This window comes from Nocardiopsis sp. RV163, assembly GCF_001029525.1.
Taxonomy (GTDB): Bacteria; Actinomycetota; Actinomycetes; order Streptosporangiales; family Streptosporangiaceae; genus Nocardiopsis; species Nocardiopsis dassonvillei.
Window position 1 is genome coordinate 1 of the sequence record NZ_LEKI01000018.1, and the last position, 19,795, is coordinate 19,795.

The following is a 19,795-nucleotide window of genomic DNA, read 5'->3' on the forward strand; positions in this document are numbered from 1 at the left end:
GGCAGATCATCGGCATAAGCATAAAGAAGATACGACCTGGCCCGGCCGGACGCTCGGAACGGCCGCCCCCAGGCCCGATTTGACCCCGGCCGGACCAGGTCGTATCTTCTTTATGCTTATGCCGATGATCTGCCTGCGCCCGTGTCCGCACGGAGGCGCGGCCGCGGCTCATGCACCCGTAGGCCCCGCATATCCTGGGGGTCTGTCGTAGTACTTATCCTGACACGCCCCTGGAGCCAGTAGTGAGCAAGCGTACGTACCAGCCGAACAACCGGCGTCGCGCGAAGGTCCACGGCTTCCGGCTGCGCATGCGTACGCGCGCCGGTCGCGCCATCATCGCCTCGCGCCGTCGCAAGGGGCGCGCGGCGCTGACCGTGAGCCACTAGGCCACGCCCAGCACCAAGCCCTTCGGGACCGTCCGGCCTTCTCGCCGGCCGGTCCCTTTGTCGTGGGAGAAGTACCGAAGCACGAAGGAAGCCGATGCTCTCGCCGAGGAACCGGATGCGCCACAGCGCCGAGTTCGGTTCCGTCATGCGTTCGGGACGGCGCGCTTCCAGGGACTGCCTGGGCGCCGTCTACCTCCCCCCGCCCTCCGGCGTCGTGGACGCCGACCCCCCGCGGGTCGGTTTCGTGGTCAGCAAGGCTGTCGGGGGAGCGGTGGTGCGCAAGCGCGTACAGCGCAGACTGCGCCACCTGATGCGGTCTCGGTTGGCTGTTCTGCCAAACGGTAGCCTGCTTGTAGTGCGCGCCCGACCCGCCGCCGCCACCGCGCGGCACGAGGACCTGGCCGCCCAACTCGACAGCGCGATCGCCGCGGCGACGCGCCCCCGCGGGACGTCGTCGCGCCGCCGGTCCGGCCGTGGCCGACCTCGGCCCCCGGCGGCCGAGCCCGCGGTGCGCGAGACAGCAGGGAACCGACGCCCGGACGAGGGCGGAGAGCGGTGGGGCCGATGACCGAGCACAGACCGACGGTGTTCGCGCGCGTGTTGATCCTGCCCATCCGGGGTTACCAGCGCTTCATCAGCCCGCTCTTCCCCCCGGTCTGCCGTTTCTACCCCTCGTGCAGCGCGTACGCCGTCGAGGCGCTGCGCGTGCACGGTGCTCTGTACGGGTTGTGGTTGGGAACCCGGCGTATCGCCCGTTGCCACCCCTTCAATCCGGGGGGGCTTGATCCGGTTCCGCCGCCCAGGGGGCGCCGGAACGGGGAGTCCGAGGAGTCTGCGGGCGGAGCCGGCCACACCGGAACCCCTCCCGGGGACCAGTAGCTGAAGCGAATCACATAGGAGTTGGCCGGTGCTGGACTGGCTTTACAACATCGTCGGCTGGATCTTGGTCCAGATCCACTCGGGTCTGACCTACATCGGCCTCGACACGGACAGCGGCTGGGCCTGGGGCCTGTCGATCGTCCTGCTCACCGTGTTCATGCGGCTCCTGCTGGTGCCGCTGTTCGTCAAGCAGATGAACACGCAGCGCAAGATGCAGGACATCCAGCCCAAGATCATGAAGCTCCGCGAGCGCTACAAGCACGACAAGGAGCGCTTGCAGCGGGAGTCCATGAAGCTCTACCAGGAGAGCGGCACCAACCCGATCATGGGTTGTCTGCCGCTCCTCCTGCAGATGCCGGTCTTCTTCGCGCTCTTCAGCGTGCTGCGCAGCGTCGCCGAGGGCAACGCCCAGTACAACTTCACCCCGGAGCTGGTGGAGAGCGCGCGTGCGGCTCTGATCTTCGAGGCCCCCGTCGCGGCCCAGTTCAACAGCTCTCCCGAGGAGCTCCTCGCGCTCGGCGCGTCCGACCCGATCATGGCCAAGGTCATCATCGCGATCGCCTGCGTGATCATGGGTACGACGACGTTCCTCACCATGCGCCAGAGCATGAAGCGCAGCGTCTCCCAGATGCCCGACAACCCCATGATGCAGACCCAGAAGATCATGATGTACATGGCGCCCCTGTTCGGGCTCTTCGGTCTCATGATGCCCGTGGGTGTGCTGGTCTACTGGGTCACCTCCAACGTCTGGACCATGGGGCAGCAGCACTTCCTCTACAGCAGGCAGCCGATGCCCGGCCAGGAGCAGGCCAAGGCCGGGAGCGCCGCCTCCACCAACGGTTCCGCCAAGGGCATGCTCAGTCGAAAGAAGGCGGCGGAATCCGCTCCTGAGCCGAAGGAACAGCCTAAGATCGGACGCAAGCAGCCGAAGAAGCAGTCGCGTTCCAAGCGGTCCGGTGGCGGCCCGCGCTAGGTTCTGCGGCTCCCGGCCGAGAAGGCGTTCGAGTGCGCAGGCGACACTGCCCCTGAGGCGTACGGCGGCCAGGGCGTGAGGGATGAGGAGACGGGATCGCTGTGGCAAGTAGCGAGGAAGAGAGCGGTGGCGTAGCGGTGGCTGAGGCGCCTGAGGCCGGAATCGATGTCGAGGCCCTGGAGAACGAGGGCGACATCGCCGCGGACTACATCGAGGGACTCCTCGACATCGCGGACTTCGACGGCGACATCGACATGGACGTCGAGGGCGACCGCGCGATGGTCTCCGTCGTCGGCGCCACCCTCGACGAGTTGATCGGGGAGAAGGGCGAGGTGCTGGAGGCCCTCCAAGAGCTCACACGGCTGGCGGTGCACCGGGCCACCGGTGAGCGCAGCCGCCTGATGCTGGACATCGGCGGATACCGCGAGGACCGCCGCAAGGTGCTCTTCCAGGTCGGGACGGACGCCGCCAACAAGGCCAAGGAGACCGGCCAGACCCAGCCTCTGGAGCCGATGACCCCGTTCGAACGCAAGGTCGTGCACGACGCGGTCGCCGCCGCCGGTCTGCACAGCGAGTCGGAGGGCGAGGAGCCCAACCGCTACGTGGTGGTGCGGCCCGCCTCCTAGGCGCGGACACTCCGGAGGGGGTGGCGATGTTTCACGTGAAACATCGCCACCCCCTCCGTCTGTGCCCGGCCCCCGCCGTGCGCGCCCCCGCCGTGTCGGCATGCGGCTCTGTCGACTTCTCGCCATGTGTGGCGGGACCGCGCACAGGGAAGGCAGAAGCGGAGGCCGTGGATGTTTCACGTGAAACCGCGGTGTCCTCCCGCGCGTAGGATTCAGGGTGGACCCCTTTTCTCCGCGCCGCTGCGCGTCCCCCCTCGCCCACCGGTCCCGCCGTGTGTGCGGACGCCGTGGCGAACCGACATGGAAGTGATGATGGACGAGTTCACAGGTGGTGACCGATGACCCCGGGCACTGAGGAGCCCGGCGCCGCGCTCCCCGACCCCCCGGCGAAGGCGGAGGCGGTCTTCGGCGCTTCCCTGCCGACGGCGCGGCGTTACGCCGAACTGCTCGCCGACGACGGGGTGCGCCGGGGGCTGATCGGTCCGCGCGAGGTTCCCCGCCTGTGGGAGCGGCACCTCATCAACTGCGCCGTCGTGGAGGAACTGCTTCCCGAGGGCGCGGAGGTGGTCGACGTCGGCTCGGGAGCCGGGCTGCCCGGCCTGGTGCTGGGTCTGCTGCGCCCCGACATCCGCATGGTGCTGCTGGAGCCGCTGCTGCGCCGGACGGTCTTCCTCAACGAGGCCGTGGAGATCCTGGAACTGCCCAACGTCGAAGTGCGGCGCGGCCGCGCAGAGGAGGCGCACGGCGAGGTCTACACCGACTTCGTCACCGCCCGCGCGGTCGCACCCCTCAGCCGGCTCGCCGGATGGTCCCTGCCCCTTCTGCGCGAGGGCGGCAGCCTGCTGGCGCTCAAGGGGGAGCAGGCGGAGGCCGAGCTGGCCGCAGCGGAGAAAGACGTTTCGAAACTGCGGCCCAGCGTTAGCGATGTGATCAGGGTGGGGCGGGGTAAAGTCGATCCCGCTACCACGGTCGTTCGCGTCACGGTGACCGGTGGTCCGCCAGCGCCGAAGGCGCGCGGCGGCAAGAAGAAGCGCGGACGGAAGAGGTGAACTCCTTCGTGAACCCATCCGACAACCCCGGTGTTTCACGTGAAACATCCTCCTACGGAGACCTGCTCGATGTTTCACGTGAAACACCGTCCGGGGTTCCCGGCACTCCGCTCGCCCGTGCGGCCCATGAGGCCATGGCGGTTCGCGGGCCCGGCGACGTCTGGCCCCGGCCCAAGGACTGCCGGGTGATCAGTGTGGCCAATCAGAAGGGCGGTGTCGGCAAGACCACCACGACGGTCAACATCGCGGCCGCCCTGGCGATGCACGGACAGCGCGTCCTCGTGGTCGACCTCGACCCGCAGGGCAACGCGTCCACCGCCCTCAGCATGGAGCGCGACAACCAGACCCGGTCCGTCTACCACTGCCTGGTGGAGGACGAGGAGATCCGCAAGCTCGCCCAGCCGGTCCCGGACATCCCCAACCTCTGGTGCGCCCCGGCGACCATCGACCTGGCGGGCGCCGAGATCGAACTGGTCTCGCTCGTGGCGCGCGAGGCCCGGCTCAAGCGGGCCTTCGCCGCCTACGACACCTCGGATCTGGACTACATCCTCATCGACTGCCCGCCCTCGCTCGGCCTGCTGACGGTCAACGCGATGGTGGCGTGCGACGAGGTCATGATCCCGATCCAGTGCGAGTACTACGCCCTGGAGGGCCTGGGGCAGTTGCTGCGCAACGTGGAGCTCGTCCAGTCCCATCTGAACCCGGGACTGGCGGTCAGCACGATCCTGCTGACGATGTACGACGGCCGGACCAGGCTCTCCCAGCAGGTGGCCGACGAGGTGCGCTCGCACTTCGGGGACACCGTCCTGGAGACGCTGATCCCCCGGAGCGTCCGGGTGTCCGAGGCGCCCAGTTACGGCCAGTCGGTGATGACGTACGACCCGGCTTCCACCGGTGCGGTGGCCTACCTGGAAGCCGCCCGGGAGATCGCCCACAGGGCCAAGGTCTGACAAGCGGAAGAGGAGTGTGGAGGTGCCGGTGAGCCAGCAGCGGCGCGGACTGGGCAAGGGACTGGGGGCTCTCATCCCACAGGGGCCCGCGGCCCCCGCCCCCGCCCCCGTCACCGTCTCCGATGAGGAGACCCAGCCCGTCGAGCCACGGGTGGAAGCCCTGCCCGACGGGACTTACCTGGAGGAGGTCGAGCTCAGCTCGATCATCCCCAACCCCCGGCAGCCGCGGAAGTACTTCGACGACCAGGCCCTGGAGGAGCTGCGGGACTCGATCAGCGAGGTCGGCCTGCTCCAGCCCATCGTCGTGCGCAAGCTGGAGGGTGAGGACGGCCCCCGGTACGAGCTCATCATGGGCGAGCGCCGGATGCGGGCGAGCAAGGAGGCGGGTCTCACACGCGTCCCAGCCATCGTCCGCAGCACCGACGACGACGAGCTGCTGCGCGACGCGCTCCTGGAGAACCTGCACCGGCAGGAGCTCACGCCCCTGGAGGAGGCGGCCGCCTACAAACAGCTGCTGGACGACTTCGGCGCCACCCACGGGGAGCTGGCCCAGCGGATCGGCCGTTCCCGTTCGCACATCACCAACACCCTGCGGCTGCTCACCCTCCCGCCCAAGGTCCAGACGCGCGTGGCCGCGGGTGTGCTCAGCGCCGGGCACGCGCGGACGCTGCTGAAGGTCGAGGACCCCGACCTCCAGGACCGCCTCGCCGCCCGGGTGGTGGAGGAGGGCATCTCGGTCCGCTCCTTGGAGGAGATGGTGGCCCTGAGGGAGGAGCCCGAGGAGGAGAGGGTCCGCCGCGCCCCCACGCGGACCGCCAACCCTCCCCAGGTCGAGGAGTGGGCCTCCCGCCTCTCCGACCGGCTGGACACCACGGTGAAGGTCAACATGGGCAAGCGCAAGGGCAGGATCGTCGTGGAGTTCGCGACGCACGAGGACCTGGAGCGCATCATCAGCCAGATGGGCTAGCCCCTTCGCCGGCGGTGTTTCACGTGAAACACCGCCGGCGAAGGGGTCGGTACGGCGAGGGCCCCGAGATCGCAGGGATCTCGGGGCCCTCGCCGTACCGGCTCGCGGAGGAGCCGCGGTCGCGGCGGGTTCCGGGTTACAGGAAGTCCGCGAGCTCCTTCTCCAGGAGGCGCTTGGGCTTGGCGCCGATGATCTGCTTGACGACCTCGCCGTCCTTGTAGAGGTTCATCGTCGGCAGGGACAGCACGTTGTAGGAGCGCGGCGTCTCCGGGTTCTGGTCGGTGTTGATCTTGACGACCTCGATCTTGTCGCCGTGCTCCTCGGCCAGCTTGTCCAGGACCGGGGCCATCTGCTTGCACGGGCCGCACCAGTCGGCCCAGAAGTCCACCAGGACGGGCTTGTCGCTGGAGAGGACCTCCTCCTTGAAGGTGGCGTCGGTGACCTGCTTGACAGTGGACATGGTTCTCCTTGTTCGGCGTATCCGGGGCAGGGGGAGAGGGGCAGTCGGTGGCGGAGGGCCCGCCCCTAGTTGCCGCGCGCGGCGAGGTAGCGCTCGGCGTCCAGGGCGGCGGAGCAGCCGGTTCCCGCGGCGGTGATCGCCTGCCGGTACTGGTGGTCGACGACGTCCCCCGCTGCGAAGACGCCCTCCAGGTTGGTCCGCGTGGACGGGAAGTCCACCTTGACGTAGCCCTCCTCGTCGAGTTCGATCTGCTTGTCGAACAGCTCCACGCGCGGGTCGTGGCCGATCGCGACGAACAGTCCGGTGACGTCCAGGGTGCTGGTCTCGCCGGTCTCGGTGTCGAGCACCTTGAGGCCGGAGACGCGCTCCTCGCCCAGGACCTCGGTGACCGCCGAGTTCCAGAGGAAGGTGATCTTCTCGTTGGCGTGCGCGCGCTCGGCCATGATGCGGCTGGCGCGTAGCTGGTCGCGGCGGTGGATGACGGTCACCGACCTCGCGAACCGGGTGAGGAACAGGGCCTCCTCCATGGCGGTGTCGCCGCCGCCGACCACCGCGATGTCCTGGTCGCGGAAGAAGAAGCCGTCGCAGGTCGCGCACCAGGAGGTGCCGCGCCCGGACAGCTCCTTCTCGCCCGGGACGCCCAGCTCGCGGTAGCCGGAGCCGGTGGCGAGGATGACAGTGCGGGCGAGGAAGGTCTCACCGCCCGCGACGACCTCCTTGACCGGCTTGCTCAGGTCGACCTCGGTGACGTCCTCCGGCACCAGTTCGGCGCCGAACCGCTCCGCCTGCTTGCGCATGTGGTCCATGAGGTCGGGCCCCATGACGCCGTCGGGGAAACCGGGGAAGTTCTCGACCTCGGTGGTGTTCATCAGAGCGCCGCCGGCGGTGATGGAGCCCTCGAACACCAGGGGTCGCAGCTCGGCACGGGCGGCGTACACGGCGGCGGTGTACCCCGCCGGTCCGGAACCGATGATGATGACATTGCGGACGTCACTCACGCTCGTTGGCCCTTCACACAGTCGCTGCCCTGGCCACGCCGTGTGACCTCAGGGAAAGTTGGTTAGCACAACCGATGGTAGGCGCAGGGCATTCCCTGCGGGACATCGCCCCAGGTTACGGGGGTGGGGTATGAGCCGAAGGCGGTCCCGTGCGTCTTCCCGGGCCATCCCCGGGGCCTGTCAGCGGCCGGACGGCTTCCGCGCGGCCGTCGGGGCCCCGGGCTATAGGGGGCCGACGGGGAGGCGCGGGACGATTCCGGGAGGCCGCGCGAACCCGAGACCCGTCCGGGAGCCCCCAGGGGCGCCGCTGGGGGCCGCGCAGGGCGAGCCGCACCTCCGGGGTGGTCGCGCCCGCCGCGATCCCCCACGGGGCGTTCAGGGCCGGGGCGGCCACGAGGACGGCCGCCGCCGGACGCGGCATGCCGAACCTTGAGGTCGGCGCCGCGCTCCACCCGAGTCCGGCGACCGCGCGCACCCGCGTGGCACGCCCCCTGGCCGAGCTCGCGGCCCGCGGCCGGGTCGGCCAGGAGGCGGGCGCCTGCGAGACGGGCCTGGTCCGTGCCGGCCGGTGACCGGACGCCCGAGGGCGGCGGACCGGGCCCCGTTCCCGCTCCGGCGACATGTCGACACGGCGTCATGCGGACACGGCGTCATGCGGACACGGGCCCGGGGCGGTCAGGGGGCCCGGACGGTCTCCTTGGCGAGGACGTTCTGTCCGGGGGCACCGCCCTGAGCGCAGGCCGGGTCGACCACGTACACATCGAACCGCTCGCCCCGGGGGGAGAACAGCACCCACGCGGGGGAGCCCCCGCCGCCGTAGTGGGCGTCGTCGACCAGGGTGAAGTGACCGCCGAACTCCTCGCTGAGAAGCACCACGCACTCCTGGAGGCCGGGAGGAGCCGCCTCGGCGGCCAGGGGGCCGGTCTCCGCGCCCCCGCCGGGTTCGCCTCCGCCCCCGGCGCCGGGCCCGCCCACGGGGGACAGGTCGAGTGTCCGGGCGGCCTGCTCGGTCAGGGCCCCCTCGGTGTAGACGGTCTCGCTCCGCACTACCTGCGGTGTGTAGGACTGCGCCGTGTCCGGGGCGTTCTCCTGGCCGTTCTCCGCCAGCGGCGCCGCGACACCGGTCTCGCCGTCCTGCCCGCCCGGGGTGAGCACGCCGTTGAACAGGGCCGCGCCGCCGCCCCCCACGACTACCGCCGCGGCGGCGGCCAGCATCATCAGCCGGGCCCTGCTCAGGCTCCGCCCGGTCCGGGGCCGACGCGGGAGGGGGGTCACCGTGGCGCCGCCGGACGCCGGTCCGCCCCCGGTCGGCGGCGGTGCGGCGCCCTCCTCGGCGGCCGCGCCGCCGGGGAGCACCGAGGCGCGCTCGCGCACCGCCTCCGCGACGCGCTGGTCGAGGAGGGCGGCCACGTCCCGGGGCAGGGCGGGGGCCGGTGCGGCGGCCAGCGCCTCGGACACCCCGGCGAGTTCTCCCAGGGTCGTCGCGCAGATCGCGCAGGTGTCTATGTGGGCTGCGACGGTGCGTTCCTCGTCGGGCTCCAGGAGCTCCTCGGCGAAGAAGGCGAGTGCCTCCGCGTCTGGATGGGACGTCACGATGGGTTGGCACCTCCTCTCCCAGTTGTGACGTCTCCGGCCTGTCGGGGGTTCCTCAGATGGGCCAGAGACGGGAGAAGTCTGGCGCGACCCCGCGCACACCTGCTCTTGACGGTCCCCGACGCCACGTCGAGGATCTGCGCCGCCTCCTCCACCCGGTAGCCGAGCATGTCCACGAGGGTCAGCGCCATGCGCTGGTCCAGCGGGAGCAGGTCCAGCGCGGCGTTGACGTCCAGGCGCGTCTCGGTCCGCGAGGCGTGGTCGGGCCCTCCTCCCGAGCGGGTGAGCCTCTCGTTGGACATCACGTCCAGGGTCTCGTCCTCGGTCGGGGTGGCCGGGCGCACCTTGCGGCGGCGCAGCCGGTCGTGGCAGGCGTTCACCACGATCCGGTGCAGCCACGTGCTCACCTGCGCCTCGCCGCGGAAGCGGTCGGCGGCGCGGAACGCGGACAGGAAGGCGTCCTGGAGTGCGTCGGAGGCCTCCTCGCGGTCGCCCATCATGCGCACGGCGACAGCCCAAAGGCGCTCGCGGTGCCGACGCACCAGGACCGCGAAGGCCTGGTCGTCGCCCTGAGCGTGCCTCGTCAACAGCTCCCGGTCAGGAAGCTCCTGGAGCGCGTCCATCAGTACCCGATCACGTACCCCGTTACTCGACGCCCCGTACCTCGGCCTCGTAGACCGTGCCCCTCCACTCGCCGGACCCGGCCAGCTCGGTGAACCAGACCACGACGTAGCGGGCCTCGGCCGGTTCGTCGAGGGTGACGACCTGGGAGCCGCCCGTGCCCGATCCGACGACGTCGTAACCGGTCTCGCTGTCCGAGTCGCTCTCGCCGGCCAGGATCTGGAACTCGTAGCCGCTGCCGCCGAGGTTGAGGTCCACCTCGTGGACCTCGTGGACGGCGCCGAGGTCGAGCTGGAGTCCCACGCCGGGCTTGATGGCGCTGAGCGGGTCCCTGTAGCCCTGGGTGTTCCACTCCGTGGCGGTGTCCCCGTCATGGGCGCGGCCCGCCTTGTCCGAGTGCTCGTCGGTGTTGCCGTGGGGGTTGAGGCCGCGTGACCCCTGGATCTCCAGCGGGCTCAGCTCCACCTCCCCGCCGCCGTCCGAGGCCTGGTCGCCGCCCTCGGGCGGGGCCTCCTCGCCTCCGCCCGTGCTGAACATCGTCCCGACAGTCCAGGCGCCGGCGACCACACCGGCGAACAGCACCAGGGCCGCCACGCCGACCAGGATCTTGCGGAGCGAGGGCTGGGTGCGCTCCGTCCGCTGCTCCATCCGGGAGGGGCCCTGCCGTTCACGCACCTCGGAGCCGCCCCGCGAGGCGGGGCCCGTCCGTCCGACGGAACCGTGGCGGGCCTCCTGGTCGTCCCGTGCGACCGCGGCCCCGCCGCGGGTACCCCGTGGGCTTCGGCGCGGGCCGGTGCTGTCGAACTCGCCGGTGCGCCGGGAGGTCCCGGGCACGGGCGGGGCCGACTCGGCCTGGGTGACGGGAAGGGGGATGAGCCGGGGCACCTCGGCCATGGCCGCGCAGAAGTCGGCCGGCGAGGCGATGGGCGGCCCGGGCACCAACTGCCCCGCGAGCTGCGGCAGGGCGGCGCGCGTGGTGATGGTGCCCAGGGGCTCGGTGACGCCCTGGCGGATGTGGTGGGGAGGGTAGGGGCCCGCGGGGCCCTCGGGTGCGGCGGGCAGGCCGCTCTGCGGGCCGCCGGGCCAGTGCCCGGTGAGCGCCGCGTAGAGCAGGTTGCCCAGCCCTTGGGCGTCGGTGGCCGCGGGGTCGTGGTTGCCGGCGCCCAGCAGGGCGGCGTCCACACCGATGCCGGTCACCTTGACCGCGCCGCCGCTGCTCCACATGAGCTTGCTCGGCGTCAGGCACAGGTGGTGCAGGCCTCCGGCGTGCGCGGCGGCGATCGCCTCGGCGGCCTCGGCGACGAGTCCGGCGGCGCGCTCGGGCTCCATGGGGCCCTGCGCTAGGAGGTCGGCCAGGGAGGAGCCGATGACCCACTCCTCGACCACGTAGGGGACGGGGGAGGAGTCGTCGGCGTCGAAGACCTGCGTGACGCGGGCGTCGGGGATACGACTCGTGGCCCGGGCTGCGCGCACGACCTCGGACGTGCGCGGGAAGCCCTCGGCGAAGGTCCACACGGCGACGGGACGCGCGAGCGTCTCGTCGGTGGCCTTCCAGCGTGCGGCGCCGCCGGTCTCGCTCACCACTTGGTCCAGGCGGTAGCGGTTGGCCAGCTTCGCACCGGGTTCGATGAGGAAGGTGCTCATGATGGGAGTGACGGGTGCCAGTGCCGTGGTTTCGCGTGCGTCCGTGCTCCCTGGCCGTGTGCGGACCGGAGCGTTACGGGGTGCGCGCGAGGGGTCCGTCGGCCCTGCCTGCTGTCCCCAGCCTCCCTTCGGGCAGTTCGGTTGAACAATGCGGTAGCGGTAAAGCGATGCCTGTCCATGCTAGGACGCGTGAACAGCATCTTCGGAGGACAACGGATACTCGGCCACCTTCCGGTGCTTAACGGAGCGGGTCCGCTCAATCTCGGCTATTCCTGGTGATCAGCGGCGTCGCAACCGGGTTTTGAGCAAATCGAGGAAGGATGTGACTTCTGTCACTTTGAGAAGCTTTGCGGTCACCACGAACAGCACGGCTCCGACGGCGCCTCCCGCCGCCATCGCCGCCAGGCCCGGCCAGACCTCGCCCGGCAGGTCTCGGAAGAGGTAGATCATCGCCACCCCGAAGACGGCGGACGGGACGGCGGACAGGTGCAGCCGGAGCAGCGTGGCCGCCGTCCGGCGCCCGTCCAGGCCGTTGAGCCGCCGGTGCAGCATGTACCACATGATGACGGAGCCCACGATGTAGTACAGGCCGTACGGTACGGGAAGCCACACCACGACGTGCTGCGGTTCCACGAGGAACAGCAGGCCGATCGCCGTGGTCGCGTGGGCGATCTCGGAGGGGATCGACACCAGGGCCGGGGTCCGGGTGTCGCCCAGAGCGTAGAACACGCGCATCTGGAGCTGGAAGAGCGTGAACGGGATCAGCATCACGCAGAAGACCATGAGGATGCGCCCGATGGCGGCCGCGTCCTCGGCGCTCGTGCTGCCCTGCGCGTAGATCAGCACGCAGAACGGGATCGCGAAGACGATCATCGCGACCGAGAGCGGCGCGATCAGGACCGAGGACAGCCGGAAGCCGCGCGAGAAGTCGCTGCGGACCTGGTCCTTGCGGCCCGCGGCCACGTGCTCGCTCATCCTGGGCAGCAGCGCGGTGATCACCGAGACCGCGATGACCGCGTACGGGAGCTGGAAGAGCATCGACGCGAACTTGTACGCCGCGATGCCCGCGCCGGAGCCGAAGCCCGCGTCGGCGGCCAGGGCGCCCGCGCGGGTGGCCACGTTGGTGGAGACCAGCGCCCCCACCTGCGCGACGACGATGTAGAGCATCATCCACGAGGCGGCTCCGGCCGCCTCGCCCAGGCCCGAGCCCCGCAGGTCCAGGCGCGGACGCCAGCGGAAGCCCGCGGCGGCCAGCGCCCACACCAGGACGGCGGCCTGGACCACCTGACCCAGGGCCGTGCCCAGCCCCAGCAGCATCAGCTGGCCGTCGGTGACCGTCTCGGGGGTGCGCCCCGGACCGGCCAGGTTCAGGAACCACACGCAGACGCCGATGATGACCACGTTGTTCAGCACCGGCGCCCACATGGGCGCGCCGAACCTGTTGCGCGCGTTGAGCATCGCGCTGGCCAGCCCGCTGGCGCCGATGAAGAAGATCTGCGTGACCAGGTACCGGGCCAGGACGACCGAGACCTCGTACTGGGCGCCGGAGAACCCGCCCGCGTAGATGCGGATGAACCACTCCGCGACCAGCACCGACACCAGCGTGAGGGCGAACAGCACCAGCAGCATCAGGGTGACCAGGCGCTGCTCGACGCGGTCGCCCCCGTCGGCGTCCAGCTTTCGCCGCTTGACCAGGAACGGCACGAACACGCTGGCCAGCAGCCCGCCGATGAGCAGGTCGTAGACCATGTACGGGACCATGCCCGCCGTCTGGTAGGCGTCGCCCAGCAGTTGGGTGCCGATCGCCGCCGCCAGGATGATGGTGCGCACGAAGCCCGTGACACGGGAGACGATCGTGCCCAGCGCCATGATCGCGCTCGACCGGGCGAGGTTGCCCGGCGCCGTGTGGGAGGTACCGCCGATCTCGTCGCCGTCCTCCAAGCGGTCGGCGGTGCCCACGTCGCCGATGTCGCTCGGGTCCCGGAGCGTGTGCAGCCCGGTCTCGGGCTCGGTGCCCGGCTCCTCGCGCTCGTAGGTGTCGAGCACGTCCTCCGGCATCACCATGGCGGGCCGCCGACGGGCTCTGTTCCCGTCGGGCGGCTCGGCGTCCCCGGGGGACGTCCGCTGCGGCAGCTCGCTGGACACCGTCGTGCTGTCCTTCACTCTCGTTCGGGCGGCTTCGGGGGCCTCGGCGGGTCAGAGCCGGGGGATGGGGTCACGGCATCAACGACGCAGCCGGGCGCGGATCAGTTCCACGGCACCGGTCAGCTCGGGGACGCGCAGCAGCCGCGCGCACCCCAGGAAGAGCAGCGCGCCCAGGACGCATCCGGCGGCCGGGGCGCCGATGTAGGTGGCAAGGCCGGGGCCGACGTAGGTGTCGAAGGCCCAGAGCACACCGAGGCCGGCCGCGATGCTCGGGACGACGGCCAGGTGCAGGCGCAACAATGTGCCAATGACGTGCTTGCCGTCAAGCCCCCCGATGCGCCGGCTCAGCACGATTCCGGCGATGGTCAGCCCGGACAGGAACGAGACCATGAAGCCCGCGGCCACGCCCACGACCACCAGGTTCGGCGGAAGCACCAGGTAGGACGTCAGCGCCAGGCCGCTGTGGACGGCCAGGTTCGCGAGGCCGAGCATCGCGGGGGTGCGGGTGTCGCCCATGGCGAAGAAAACGCGCAGCATGAGCTGGAACACGGTGAAGGGCACCAGGCCCAGCGACATGACCGCGAGGATCTGGCCGATGCTCTCCGCGTCGTCCACCGAGATGGAACCGCGCGCGAAGGCCAGGACGGACAGCGGCTCGGCGAACATCGCCACCGCGAAGGCGGTCGGCACCAGCACGAACGCGGAGACGCGCAGGGTGCGGGAGAAGTCCGCGCGGACGGCGTCCCAGTCGTGGTCGTCGGCGTGGGCGCTCATCCGGGGCAGCAGCACGGTGATGAGGGAGACCGCGATGATCGCGTACGGCAACTGGAAGAGCTGGTACGCCAGGTTGTAGGCGCTGATGCCCGCGCCGACGTCCAGGCCCTCCCTGATGCTCGCCACGTTCGCGGCGTTGGCGATGTTGGTGGTGATCCACAGCCCGGCCTGGGTGAGCAGGGTGTAGAGCATCATCCACCCGGCGGTGCGCACGGCGTCGCCGAGCCCGGAGCCGCGCAGGTCCAGGAGGGGCCGCCAGCGGTAGCCGGTGCGGGACAGGGCCACGAACAGCACGACCGCCTGGAGGGCCATACCGCCCGCGGTGCCCGCGCCCAGCAGGGTCAGTTGGCCGTCGGTGACGGTCTCGGGGGTGCGGCCCGGACCGGCCACCCACAGGAACACGGCCGCCACGCTCATGATGACGAGGTTGTTCAGCACCGGGGCCCACACGGCCGCGCCGAACCGGTTGCGGGTGTTGAGCATGGCGCTCAGCAGGCCGCTCATGCCCACGAAGAAGATCTGCGCCAGCAGGTATCTCGCGAGGTAGACCGAGGCGTCGAACTGGATCGGCGTGAACCGGGAGCCGTAGAGCCAGATGAGGAACTCGGCGGCCGCGATCGCGACCGCGGTGAGCAGCAGCAGCGCCAGCAGCGTGGTGGTGAACAGCCGGTCCTCGGTGGCCTTGCCGCCGTCCGCGTCGCGTTTACGCCGCTTGACCAGGAACGGGATGATGACGCTGGCCATCAGCCCGCCGATGAGCAGGTCGTTGAGGATGAAGGGGATCGTGTGCGCCGTGTGGTAGGCGTCACCGAGCAGGTGGGTGCCGATGGCGGCGCCGAGCACGATGGTGCGGGCGAAGCCGGTGATCCGGGAGGCCAGGGTGCCCACGGCCATGATGGCGCTGGAGCGCATCATGCCGCCGCCCGACCCGGCGTCCCCGCCCTGGCCGGAGCCCCCGCCGGAGTCCCCTCCGGACCCGTGCGCGGGGGCGGTGCCGGTGACGGGACCCGGCACGTCACCCTCCTCGAAGGTTGGCGTGGGGCCGCTGTCGGGACGGACCGCGCTCGGGACCGGTGCTTGCGGCTGGGGGCGTCGGCGGTGCTTCCCGCCGCCGTTCGAAGAGTCGGTGACCACCGTGGATCAGGCTTCCTTTCGTCCGACTGGGGAATGTCCGGCCGCGGCGCCGTGGTCCGGCGTCCGCGGGTCGGCCACGCGGGTGCGGACCGCGTGCGCCGACATGGAGACGTGCGGGTGTGTCGACATGGCGTCCTGTCGGTAGGGAGCCATATCACCCTCTCCGGAACCGCTGGGTCACGTGCCCGTGCCGTCGCGGTCCCGCTCCGCGCCGCCCGCCGCGGCTGGGGAGTCGGCTATCTCTTGGCCGGAGGGGTCCTCGGGCCGATCGGTGTCCTCGGCTCCGTCCGGGGCCGCGTCCCGGGCGGGGGAGGCGGCCTCCGCGGAGGAGGGGCCCCCGGACGTGTCCGGGGCGGTGTCCCGGTCCGTCCCGGAGGGCGTCCCCCCGGAGTGTGTGACGCCCGCGGAGTCCTCGGCGTCCGCGCCGTCGCGGTCCGCCTCGGCTGCGGTCCCGGCGGCCTCCGCGGCCTCGGGAGCCTCGGCGGTACCGGCGGTTTCGGAGGCGGCCGCGGCCGCCTTGCCGCGGGCCCACTTGCGCAGCGCGCGCGGGGCCAGGGCCGCGACGAGGATCAGCAGGCCGATACCGCTGATGGCCAGCGCCTGGGTGCCCAGACCGGTGGCGTTCACCGGGATCTCGACGTCCTGGCTGCTGATCGGCTCGCCCTCGGAGTTCTGCAGCCCCACGTTGAGGACCGTGCGGCCGTTGACCCGGGCCGAAAGCGGGATGTAGACCGTGGTCCTGGTGCCCGGCTCCAGCTCGAAGGAGTGGTTGTACTCGCCCACGCTCAGGCGGTCGGAGTTCTCGGAGAAGACCGACAGGTTCACGAAGACGGTCTCCTCCTCCAAGTCGTTGGCGACCAGGATGCCGGTGGTGCCGGTCCGGCTGGCCAGGGTGACCGGTTCGCCGGGGATGACCCGCACGTCGTTCATGCGGTCCTGCACGTCCTGGTCGACCAAGGCGCGGGTGGCTCCCGCCAGGGCCTCCTCCTCCCGCCAGTACACCGACTCCAGGCGCAGCAGCGCCGGGCGGAGCGGGTCGCTGTCGCCGACCAGGACGCTGTTGAACAGGCGCACGTCCCGGCTCACGTCCTCGACCAGCTCCAGGTAGGTGGAGCTGAGCTCCTCCCCGCGGGCGCTGTCGGGGTAGGTCAGGGACCGGCGGGTCCGCTCGCGTTCACCTGCGTCGGGCAGCTCGACCCCGTCCAGGCTCCGGGGGGAGAGCCACGGCAGGTCCTCGGAGGCGGCCAGCACGCCGCGGGCGAACTCGGCGTCGGGGTTCCAGTCCGGCTCCGGCGAGGCGACGACCACCCGGCCGTCCCCGGCGTTCTCGCCCGCGATCATCGCCGTCTCGGCGGCGAAGCGCTGGAGCGCGAGCTCGGACTGGCCCGGCTCCCCGGTGGGCATGGACAGCACGTCGGTGATGCCCTGGTCGGCGACCAGGGCGAAGGGCTCCTCGGACGCCTCCTCCTCCGGCGCGGGCAGCGGGGCCTGCGCCGTGGGGGTCGTGGACAGCAACGACGAGGCGGGCACGGCCTTCTCGTCCAGCAGGAAGCGGGTCGCGCCGTGCGAGGCGAGCAACTGGTGGACGCCCCCGTCCATCAGGCCGCCGGGGGGCAGGGCGAAGGTCTCGTCGGCCTCCGTCTCCAGCGCCCGCAGGACCGCCTCCCGGCCGACCCGCAGGGCCGCCTCGGCGTCGGAGCCCATGTCGTGCCGGAGCAGGGCGGCGAGGTCGGCCCGGGCGTAGGGGGTGGCGGCGACGTGGTCGGCGGCCAGCACGCGGCGGGCCTCGCGCAGCCACACCTGTGCGGCCTCGTCGGCCTCGGCCCGGTGCCGCACGGGCTCGGACTCGGCGGGCACCGCGAGGGGGTCCTCCACGACCGCGTGCTCAGAGGAGGCCATGCGCAGGATGTCGTCGAGCGTGCCGGGGTCCACGGCCCAGGTGACCGGCACCCCCTCGTCGCGCCCGGTGGCCTCCTCGGCGGGCTCGTCCGCGTCCTCGGCGTTCTCCGCTCCCTCTCCGGCCGCCTCCTCCGTGGGGAGGGCCTCGGCGCTCTCCTCCGCGGTGGCCGTGCCCTCCGAGGGCTCCGCGGACTCCTCGTTCAGGCCCAGCAGCTCGACCAGGTCCTCCTCCCCGGCCTCGAAGGACACCGGCTCCTGCGCCCCCGCGGCCAGCAGGCGGCCCAGGCGGCCGTCGGCGGCGACCTCCGAGTGCAGCCCGTCGTTGAGGAAGGTGTCCTCGTCCGCGCGCTGCGGCGGCGCCATCAGCGGCCACACCCAGGCGATGTCGACGGACGGGGCGTCGTCCCCGCCCGTGTAGGGGAGGAAGGTGTACTGGGAGCCGACGACCCGGCCGTCCCCGGCCACGGCCTCGACGACCAGCGGGTACACGCCGTAGGAGTCCAGGCCGAGGTCCTCGACCGGCGCGCTCAGGGAGTACTCGGCACTGGACCCGGGGGCCAGTTCGGCGGTGACCTCCTCGTCGGGCCCCGGCGCGTCGGGCTGCCAGCCCTCTCCCGAGGCGAACTCGTCCAGTTCGCCTCGGTCGCTGAAGGGGTGCCGCGAGTAGCTGAGCCGCACGCTGACGTCGCTCAGGCCCTCGGAGGTGGTGTTGGTCACCTCACCGGTGACCCGCAGGGTGCTGTCCTCGTCGGCCGCGTCCGGTGTGACGCGCTCGACGACGAGCGGATCGGCCGTCTGCTCCGCGTTCGCGGACGTGGCCGGTATCGGAAGCAGCGCGGTGGTGAAGGCCATGACCACCGTCGCGGAGGCAAATCGACGCAACGCTTGACCGGTTTCCTGACTCGGGTCCAGGTGGCCGTCCCGCCGGTGACGCGGTGCGGGGGGACGGTCGGAAGTACCCGCACGGCGCACACGGCGTACGCGGGTCGGGTGGACGCGGGGCAACCGGGGCGTCCTACCACTTCCCTCGAAGATACCGCCTTCCCCGTGCGTGGAGTCGGGTCGCTGCCGCCGCGCGGCGTGCGGGGGAGACCGGGCGCCCCCGCCGGGCGGTGGCCTCCGAACCGTGTACGGCCCGGTACCGGGGGGCGGGGACGATTCGCGGTTTGCTTCGGGCGCCGCCTAGTCTCGTGGTGTGCCGAACACAGAGTTTTCGCGGGAGAGCGACGCCGTCCAGCAGCCGGACGCCGGGGACGCACCGGGTGCGGGTGCGCTGACCGGCGCGCAGCGTGCAGCGGTCACGGCGTTGGCGGACTCCTTCCCGGCCGTCTCGGAGGAACTCGGCGAGCGCTTCGCCGCGCACGGACAGCAGCTCGCCCTCGTCGGCGGGCCGGTGCGCGACGCCCTCCTCGGCAGGCCCGCCAACGACGTGGACCTGACCACGGACGCGGTGCCCCAGCGCATCCTGGAGCTCGTGGACGGCTGGGCCGACTCCGTGTGGACCGTCGGCATCGACTTCGGCACCGTGGGCCTGCGCAGGAAGGGCCTCCACCTGGAGGTCACCACCTACCGCAGCGAGTCCTACGCGCCCAAGTCCCGCAAGCCCGAGGTGGCCTACGGCACCGACATCCACGACGACCTGCTGCGCCGCGACTTCACCGTCAACGCCATGGCGGTGCGCCTGCCCGGCCTGGAGTTCGTCGACCCGTTCGGCGGCCTGTCCGACCTGCGGGACAAGGTGCTGCGCACCCCGGGCAGGCCCGAGGACTCCTTCAGCGACGACCCGCTGCGCATCATGCGCGCGGTCCGCTTCGCCGCCCAGCTCGGCTTCGCCCTGGCGCCCGAGGTGGCCGAGGCCGCCCGCAACATGGCCGACCGGCTCTCCATCGTCTCCGCCGAGCGCGTCCGCGACGAGCTGACCAAACTCATGCTCAGCCCCGACCCGCACCGGGGCGTCGAACTCATGGTGGACCTGGGCATCGCCCGGTACGTGCTCCCGGAGATCCCCAAGCTGCGCTTGGAGATCGACGAGCACCACCGGCACAAGGACGTCTACGAGCACTCGCTCACCGTCTTGGACCAGGCCATCGAGCTGGAGGAGAAGCGGGGTCACGAGCCCGACCTGGTGCTGCGCCTGGCCGCGCTGCTGCACGACGTCGGCAAGCCCAAGACGCGCGCCTTCGAGTCCGGGGGGCGGGTGACCTTCCACCACCACGAGGTGGTGGGCGCCTCGATGAGCCGCAAGAGGCTCACCGCGCTGCGCTTCCCCAAGGACGTGGTGTCCGACGTCAGCACCCTGGTCGAACTGCACCTGAGGTTCCACGGCTACGGCAGGGGCGAGTGGACCGACTCCGCGGTCCGCCGGTACGCGCGCGACGCGGGGGCGCAGCTGGAGCGGCTGCACATCCTCACCCGCGCCGACTGCACCACCCGCAACCGGCGCAAGGCGGCGGCGCTGGCGCGCTCCTACGACGACATCGAGCGTCGGATCGGGCTGCTCGCCGAGCAGGAGGAACTGGACCGCATCCGCCCGGACCTGGACGGCAACGAGATCCAGGAGATCCTGGGGGTCAAGCCGGGTCCCGTGGTCGGCCGCGCGTACCGCTTCCTGCTGGAACTGCGCCTGGAGAACGGCCCGATGGGCAAGGAGGCCGCGACCGGGGAGCTGCGCGCCTGGGCGGCCGAGCACCTGTGAGC

Annotated in this window: 18 protein-coding genes; 10 read left to right on the forward strand and 8 right to left on the reverse strand. The window is 71.5% G+C overall.

The window, feature by feature from the left end:
* The first annotated feature begins 242 nt into the window (after positions 1–242).
* The 8 genes from rpmH (at position 243) to ABD54_RS05570 (ending at position 5,830) form a co-directional block, all read left to right on the forward strand.
* A complete protein-coding gene (gene rpmH / locus ABD54_RS27020; RefSeq protein ID WP_013155858.1) occupies positions 243–386 on the forward strand; it encodes a 50S ribosomal protein L34 in 144 nt (47 codons plus the stop codon).
* A gap of 94 nt (positions 387–480) precedes the next feature.
* Positions 481–954, forward strand: coding sequence for a ribonuclease P protein component (gene rnpA, locus ABD54_RS27025; protein WP_082166701.1), 474 nt, complete (start codon positions 481–483; stop codon positions 952–954).
* A complete protein-coding gene (gene yidD, locus ABD54_RS05545) occupies positions 951–1,265 on the forward strand; it encodes a membrane protein insertion efficiency factor YidD (RefSeq protein ID WP_026114436.1) in 315 nt (104 codons plus the stop codon). The genes rnpA and yidD overlap by 4 nt, the downstream gene beginning before the upstream one ends.
* A 28-nt stretch (positions 1,266–1,293) precedes the next feature.
* Positions 1,294–2,238 carry a membrane protein insertase YidC gene (gene yidC, locus ABD54_RS05550; RefSeq protein WP_047868349.1) on the forward strand — a complete coding sequence of 315 codons (945 nt, stop codon included), beginning with the start codon at positions 1,294–1,296 and terminating at the stop codon, positions 2,236–2,238.
* 137 nt (positions 2,239–2,375) lie between these two features.
* Positions 2,376–2,864 carry a R3H domain-containing nucleic acid-binding protein gene (locus ABD54_RS05555; protein ID WP_047868350.1) on the forward strand — a complete coding sequence of 163 codons (489 nt, stop codon included), beginning with the start codon at positions 2,376–2,378 and terminating at the stop codon, positions 2,862–2,864.
* Between the two features lie 338 nt (positions 2,865–3,202).
* A complete protein-coding gene (rsmG, locus tag ABD54_RS05560; RefSeq protein ID WP_047868351.1) occupies positions 3,203–3,913 on the forward strand; it encodes a 16S rRNA (guanine(527)-N(7))-methyltransferase RsmG in 711 nt (236 codons plus the stop codon).
* A gap of 134 nt (positions 3,914–4,047) precedes the next feature.
* The gene (locus ABD54_RS05565) at positions 4,048–4,863 is read left to right on the forward strand and encodes a ParA family protein (RefSeq protein ID WP_200904047.1); all 816 of its coding nucleotides are present in this window, start codon (positions 4,048–4,050) and stop codon (positions 4,861–4,863) included.
* Between the two features lie 28 nt (positions 4,864–4,891).
* The gene (locus tag ABD54_RS05570; RefSeq protein WP_047868384.1) at positions 4,892–5,830 is read left to right on the forward strand and encodes a ParB/RepB/Spo0J family partition protein; all 939 of its coding nucleotides are present in this window, start codon (positions 4,892–4,894) and stop codon (positions 5,828–5,830) included.
* 136 nt (positions 5,831–5,966) lie between these two features.
* Here the strand turns inward: ABD54_RS05570 and trxA are convergent, their stop codons facing one another.
* Together trxA and trxB are read right to left on the reverse strand one after the other, a co-directional pair.
* On the reverse strand, positions 5,967–6,290 hold the full coding sequence (trxA, locus tag ABD54_RS05575) for a thioredoxin (RefSeq protein ID WP_047868352.1): 324 nt from the start codon (positions 6,288–6,290) through the stop codon (positions 5,967–5,969).
* 65 nt (positions 6,291–6,355) lie between these two features.
* The gene (gene trxB, locus ABD54_RS05580; RefSeq protein ID WP_047868353.1) at positions 6,356–7,288 is read right to left on the reverse strand and encodes a thioredoxin-disulfide reductase; all 933 of its coding nucleotides are present in this window, start codon (positions 7,286–7,288) and stop codon (positions 6,356–6,358) included.
* A gap of 419 nt (positions 7,289–7,707) precedes the next feature.
* On the opposite strand from trxB, the gene ABD54_RS28290 reads away from it, so the two are divergent.
* Positions 7,708–7,860 carry a helix-turn-helix transcriptional regulator gene (locus ABD54_RS28290; protein ID WP_082166705.1) on the forward strand — a complete coding sequence of 51 codons (153 nt, stop codon included), beginning with the start codon at positions 7,708–7,710 and terminating at the stop codon, positions 7,858–7,860.
* 103 nt (positions 7,861–7,963) lie between these two features.
* Here the strand turns inward: ABD54_RS28290 and ABD54_RS05590 are convergent, their stop codons facing one another.
* The 6 genes from ABD54_RS05590 to ABD54_RS05615 form a co-directional block, all read right to left on the reverse strand.
* Positions 7,964–8,881 (reverse strand): hypothetical protein, encoded by a 918-nt coding sequence (locus ABD54_RS05590; protein ID WP_047868355.1) that lies wholly within the window; start codon positions 8,879–8,881, stop codon positions 7,964–7,966.
* Entirely contained in the window at positions 8,878–9,504 is a 627-nt protein-coding gene (sigM, locus tag ABD54_RS05595) for an RNA polymerase sigma factor SigM (protein WP_047868356.1), read from the reverse strand. Before sigM ends, ABD54_RS05590 begins: the two co-directional genes overlap by 4 nt.
* A gap of 22 nt (positions 9,505–9,526) precedes the next feature.
* Positions 9,527–11,146, reverse strand: a complete 1,620-nt coding sequence (locus tag ABD54_RS05600; RefSeq protein ID WP_047868357.1) for a protein kinase family protein — start codon at positions 11,144–11,146, stop codon at positions 9,527–9,529.
* Positions 11,147–11,425: 279 nt separating this feature from the next.
* Positions 11,426–13,210 (reverse strand): murein biosynthesis integral membrane protein MurJ, encoded by a 1,785-nt coding sequence (gene murJ, locus ABD54_RS05605; RefSeq protein ID WP_047868358.1) that lies wholly within the window; start codon positions 13,208–13,210, stop codon positions 11,426–11,428.
* Between the two features lie 159 nt (positions 13,211–13,369).
* Positions 13,370–15,199: a murein biosynthesis integral membrane protein MurJ gene (murJ, locus tag ABD54_RS05610; protein ID WP_047868359.1), complete on the reverse strand. Its 1,830-nt coding sequence runs from the start codon at positions 15,197–15,199 to the stop codon at positions 13,370–13,372.
* 177 nt (positions 15,200–15,376) lie between these two features.
* Complete coding sequence (locus ABD54_RS05615) at positions 15,377–17,950, reverse strand: DUF6049 family protein (RefSeq protein WP_047868385.1); 2,574 nt, start codon at positions 17,948–17,950, stop codon at positions 15,377–15,379.
* 343 nt (positions 17,951–18,293) lie between these two features.
* Between ABD54_RS05615 and ABD54_RS05620 the strand changes: the two genes are divergently transcribed.
* The gene (locus ABD54_RS05620) at positions 18,294–19,793 is read left to right on the forward strand and encodes a CCA tRNA nucleotidyltransferase (RefSeq protein WP_047868360.1); all 1,500 of its coding nucleotides are present in this window, start codon (positions 18,294–18,296) and stop codon (positions 19,791–19,793) included.
* Positions 19,794–19,795: the final 2 nt, after the last annotated feature.

Bases quoted from the DNA above. Each gene is read 5' to 3' on its own strand.
- rnpA (WP_082166701.1), top strand. From the start codon at position 481: ATGCTCTCGCCGAGGAACCGGATGCGCCACAGCGCCGAGTTCGGTTCC.
- yidD (WP_026114436.1), top strand. From the start codon at position 951: ATGACCGAGCACAGACCGACGGTGTTCGCGCGCGTGTTGATCCTGCCC.
- rsmG (WP_047868351.1), top strand. From the start codon at position 3,203: ATGACCCCGGGCACTGAGGAGCCCGGCGCCGCGCTCCCCGACCCCCCG.
- ABD54_RS05565 (WP_200904047.1), top strand. From the start codon at position 4,048: ATGGCGGTTCGCGGGCCCGGCGACGTCTGGCCCCGGCCCAAGGACTGC.
- trxA (WP_047868352.1), bottom strand. From the start codon at position 6,290: ATGTCCACTGTCAAGCAGGTCACCGACGCCACCTTCAAGGAGGAGGTC.
- ABD54_RS28290 (WP_082166705.1), top strand. From the start codon at position 7,708: ATGCCGAACCTTGAGGTCGGCGCCGCGCTCCACCCGAGTCCGGCGACC.
- sigM (WP_047868356.1), bottom strand. From the start codon at position 9,504: ATGGACGCGCTCCAGGAGCTTCCTGACCGGGAGCTGTTGACGAGGCAC.
- ABD54_RS05600 (WP_047868357.1), bottom strand. From the start codon at position 11,146: ATGAGCACCTTCCTCATCGAACCCGGTGCGAAGCTGGCCAACCGCTAC.
- murJ (WP_047868358.1), bottom strand. From the start codon at position 13,210: ATGGTGATGCCGGAGGACGTGCTCGACACCTACGAGCGCGAGGAGCCG.
- ABD54_RS05615 (WP_047868385.1), bottom strand. From the start codon at position 17,950: ATGGCCTTCACCACCGCGCTGCTTCCGATACCGGCCACGTCCGCGAAC.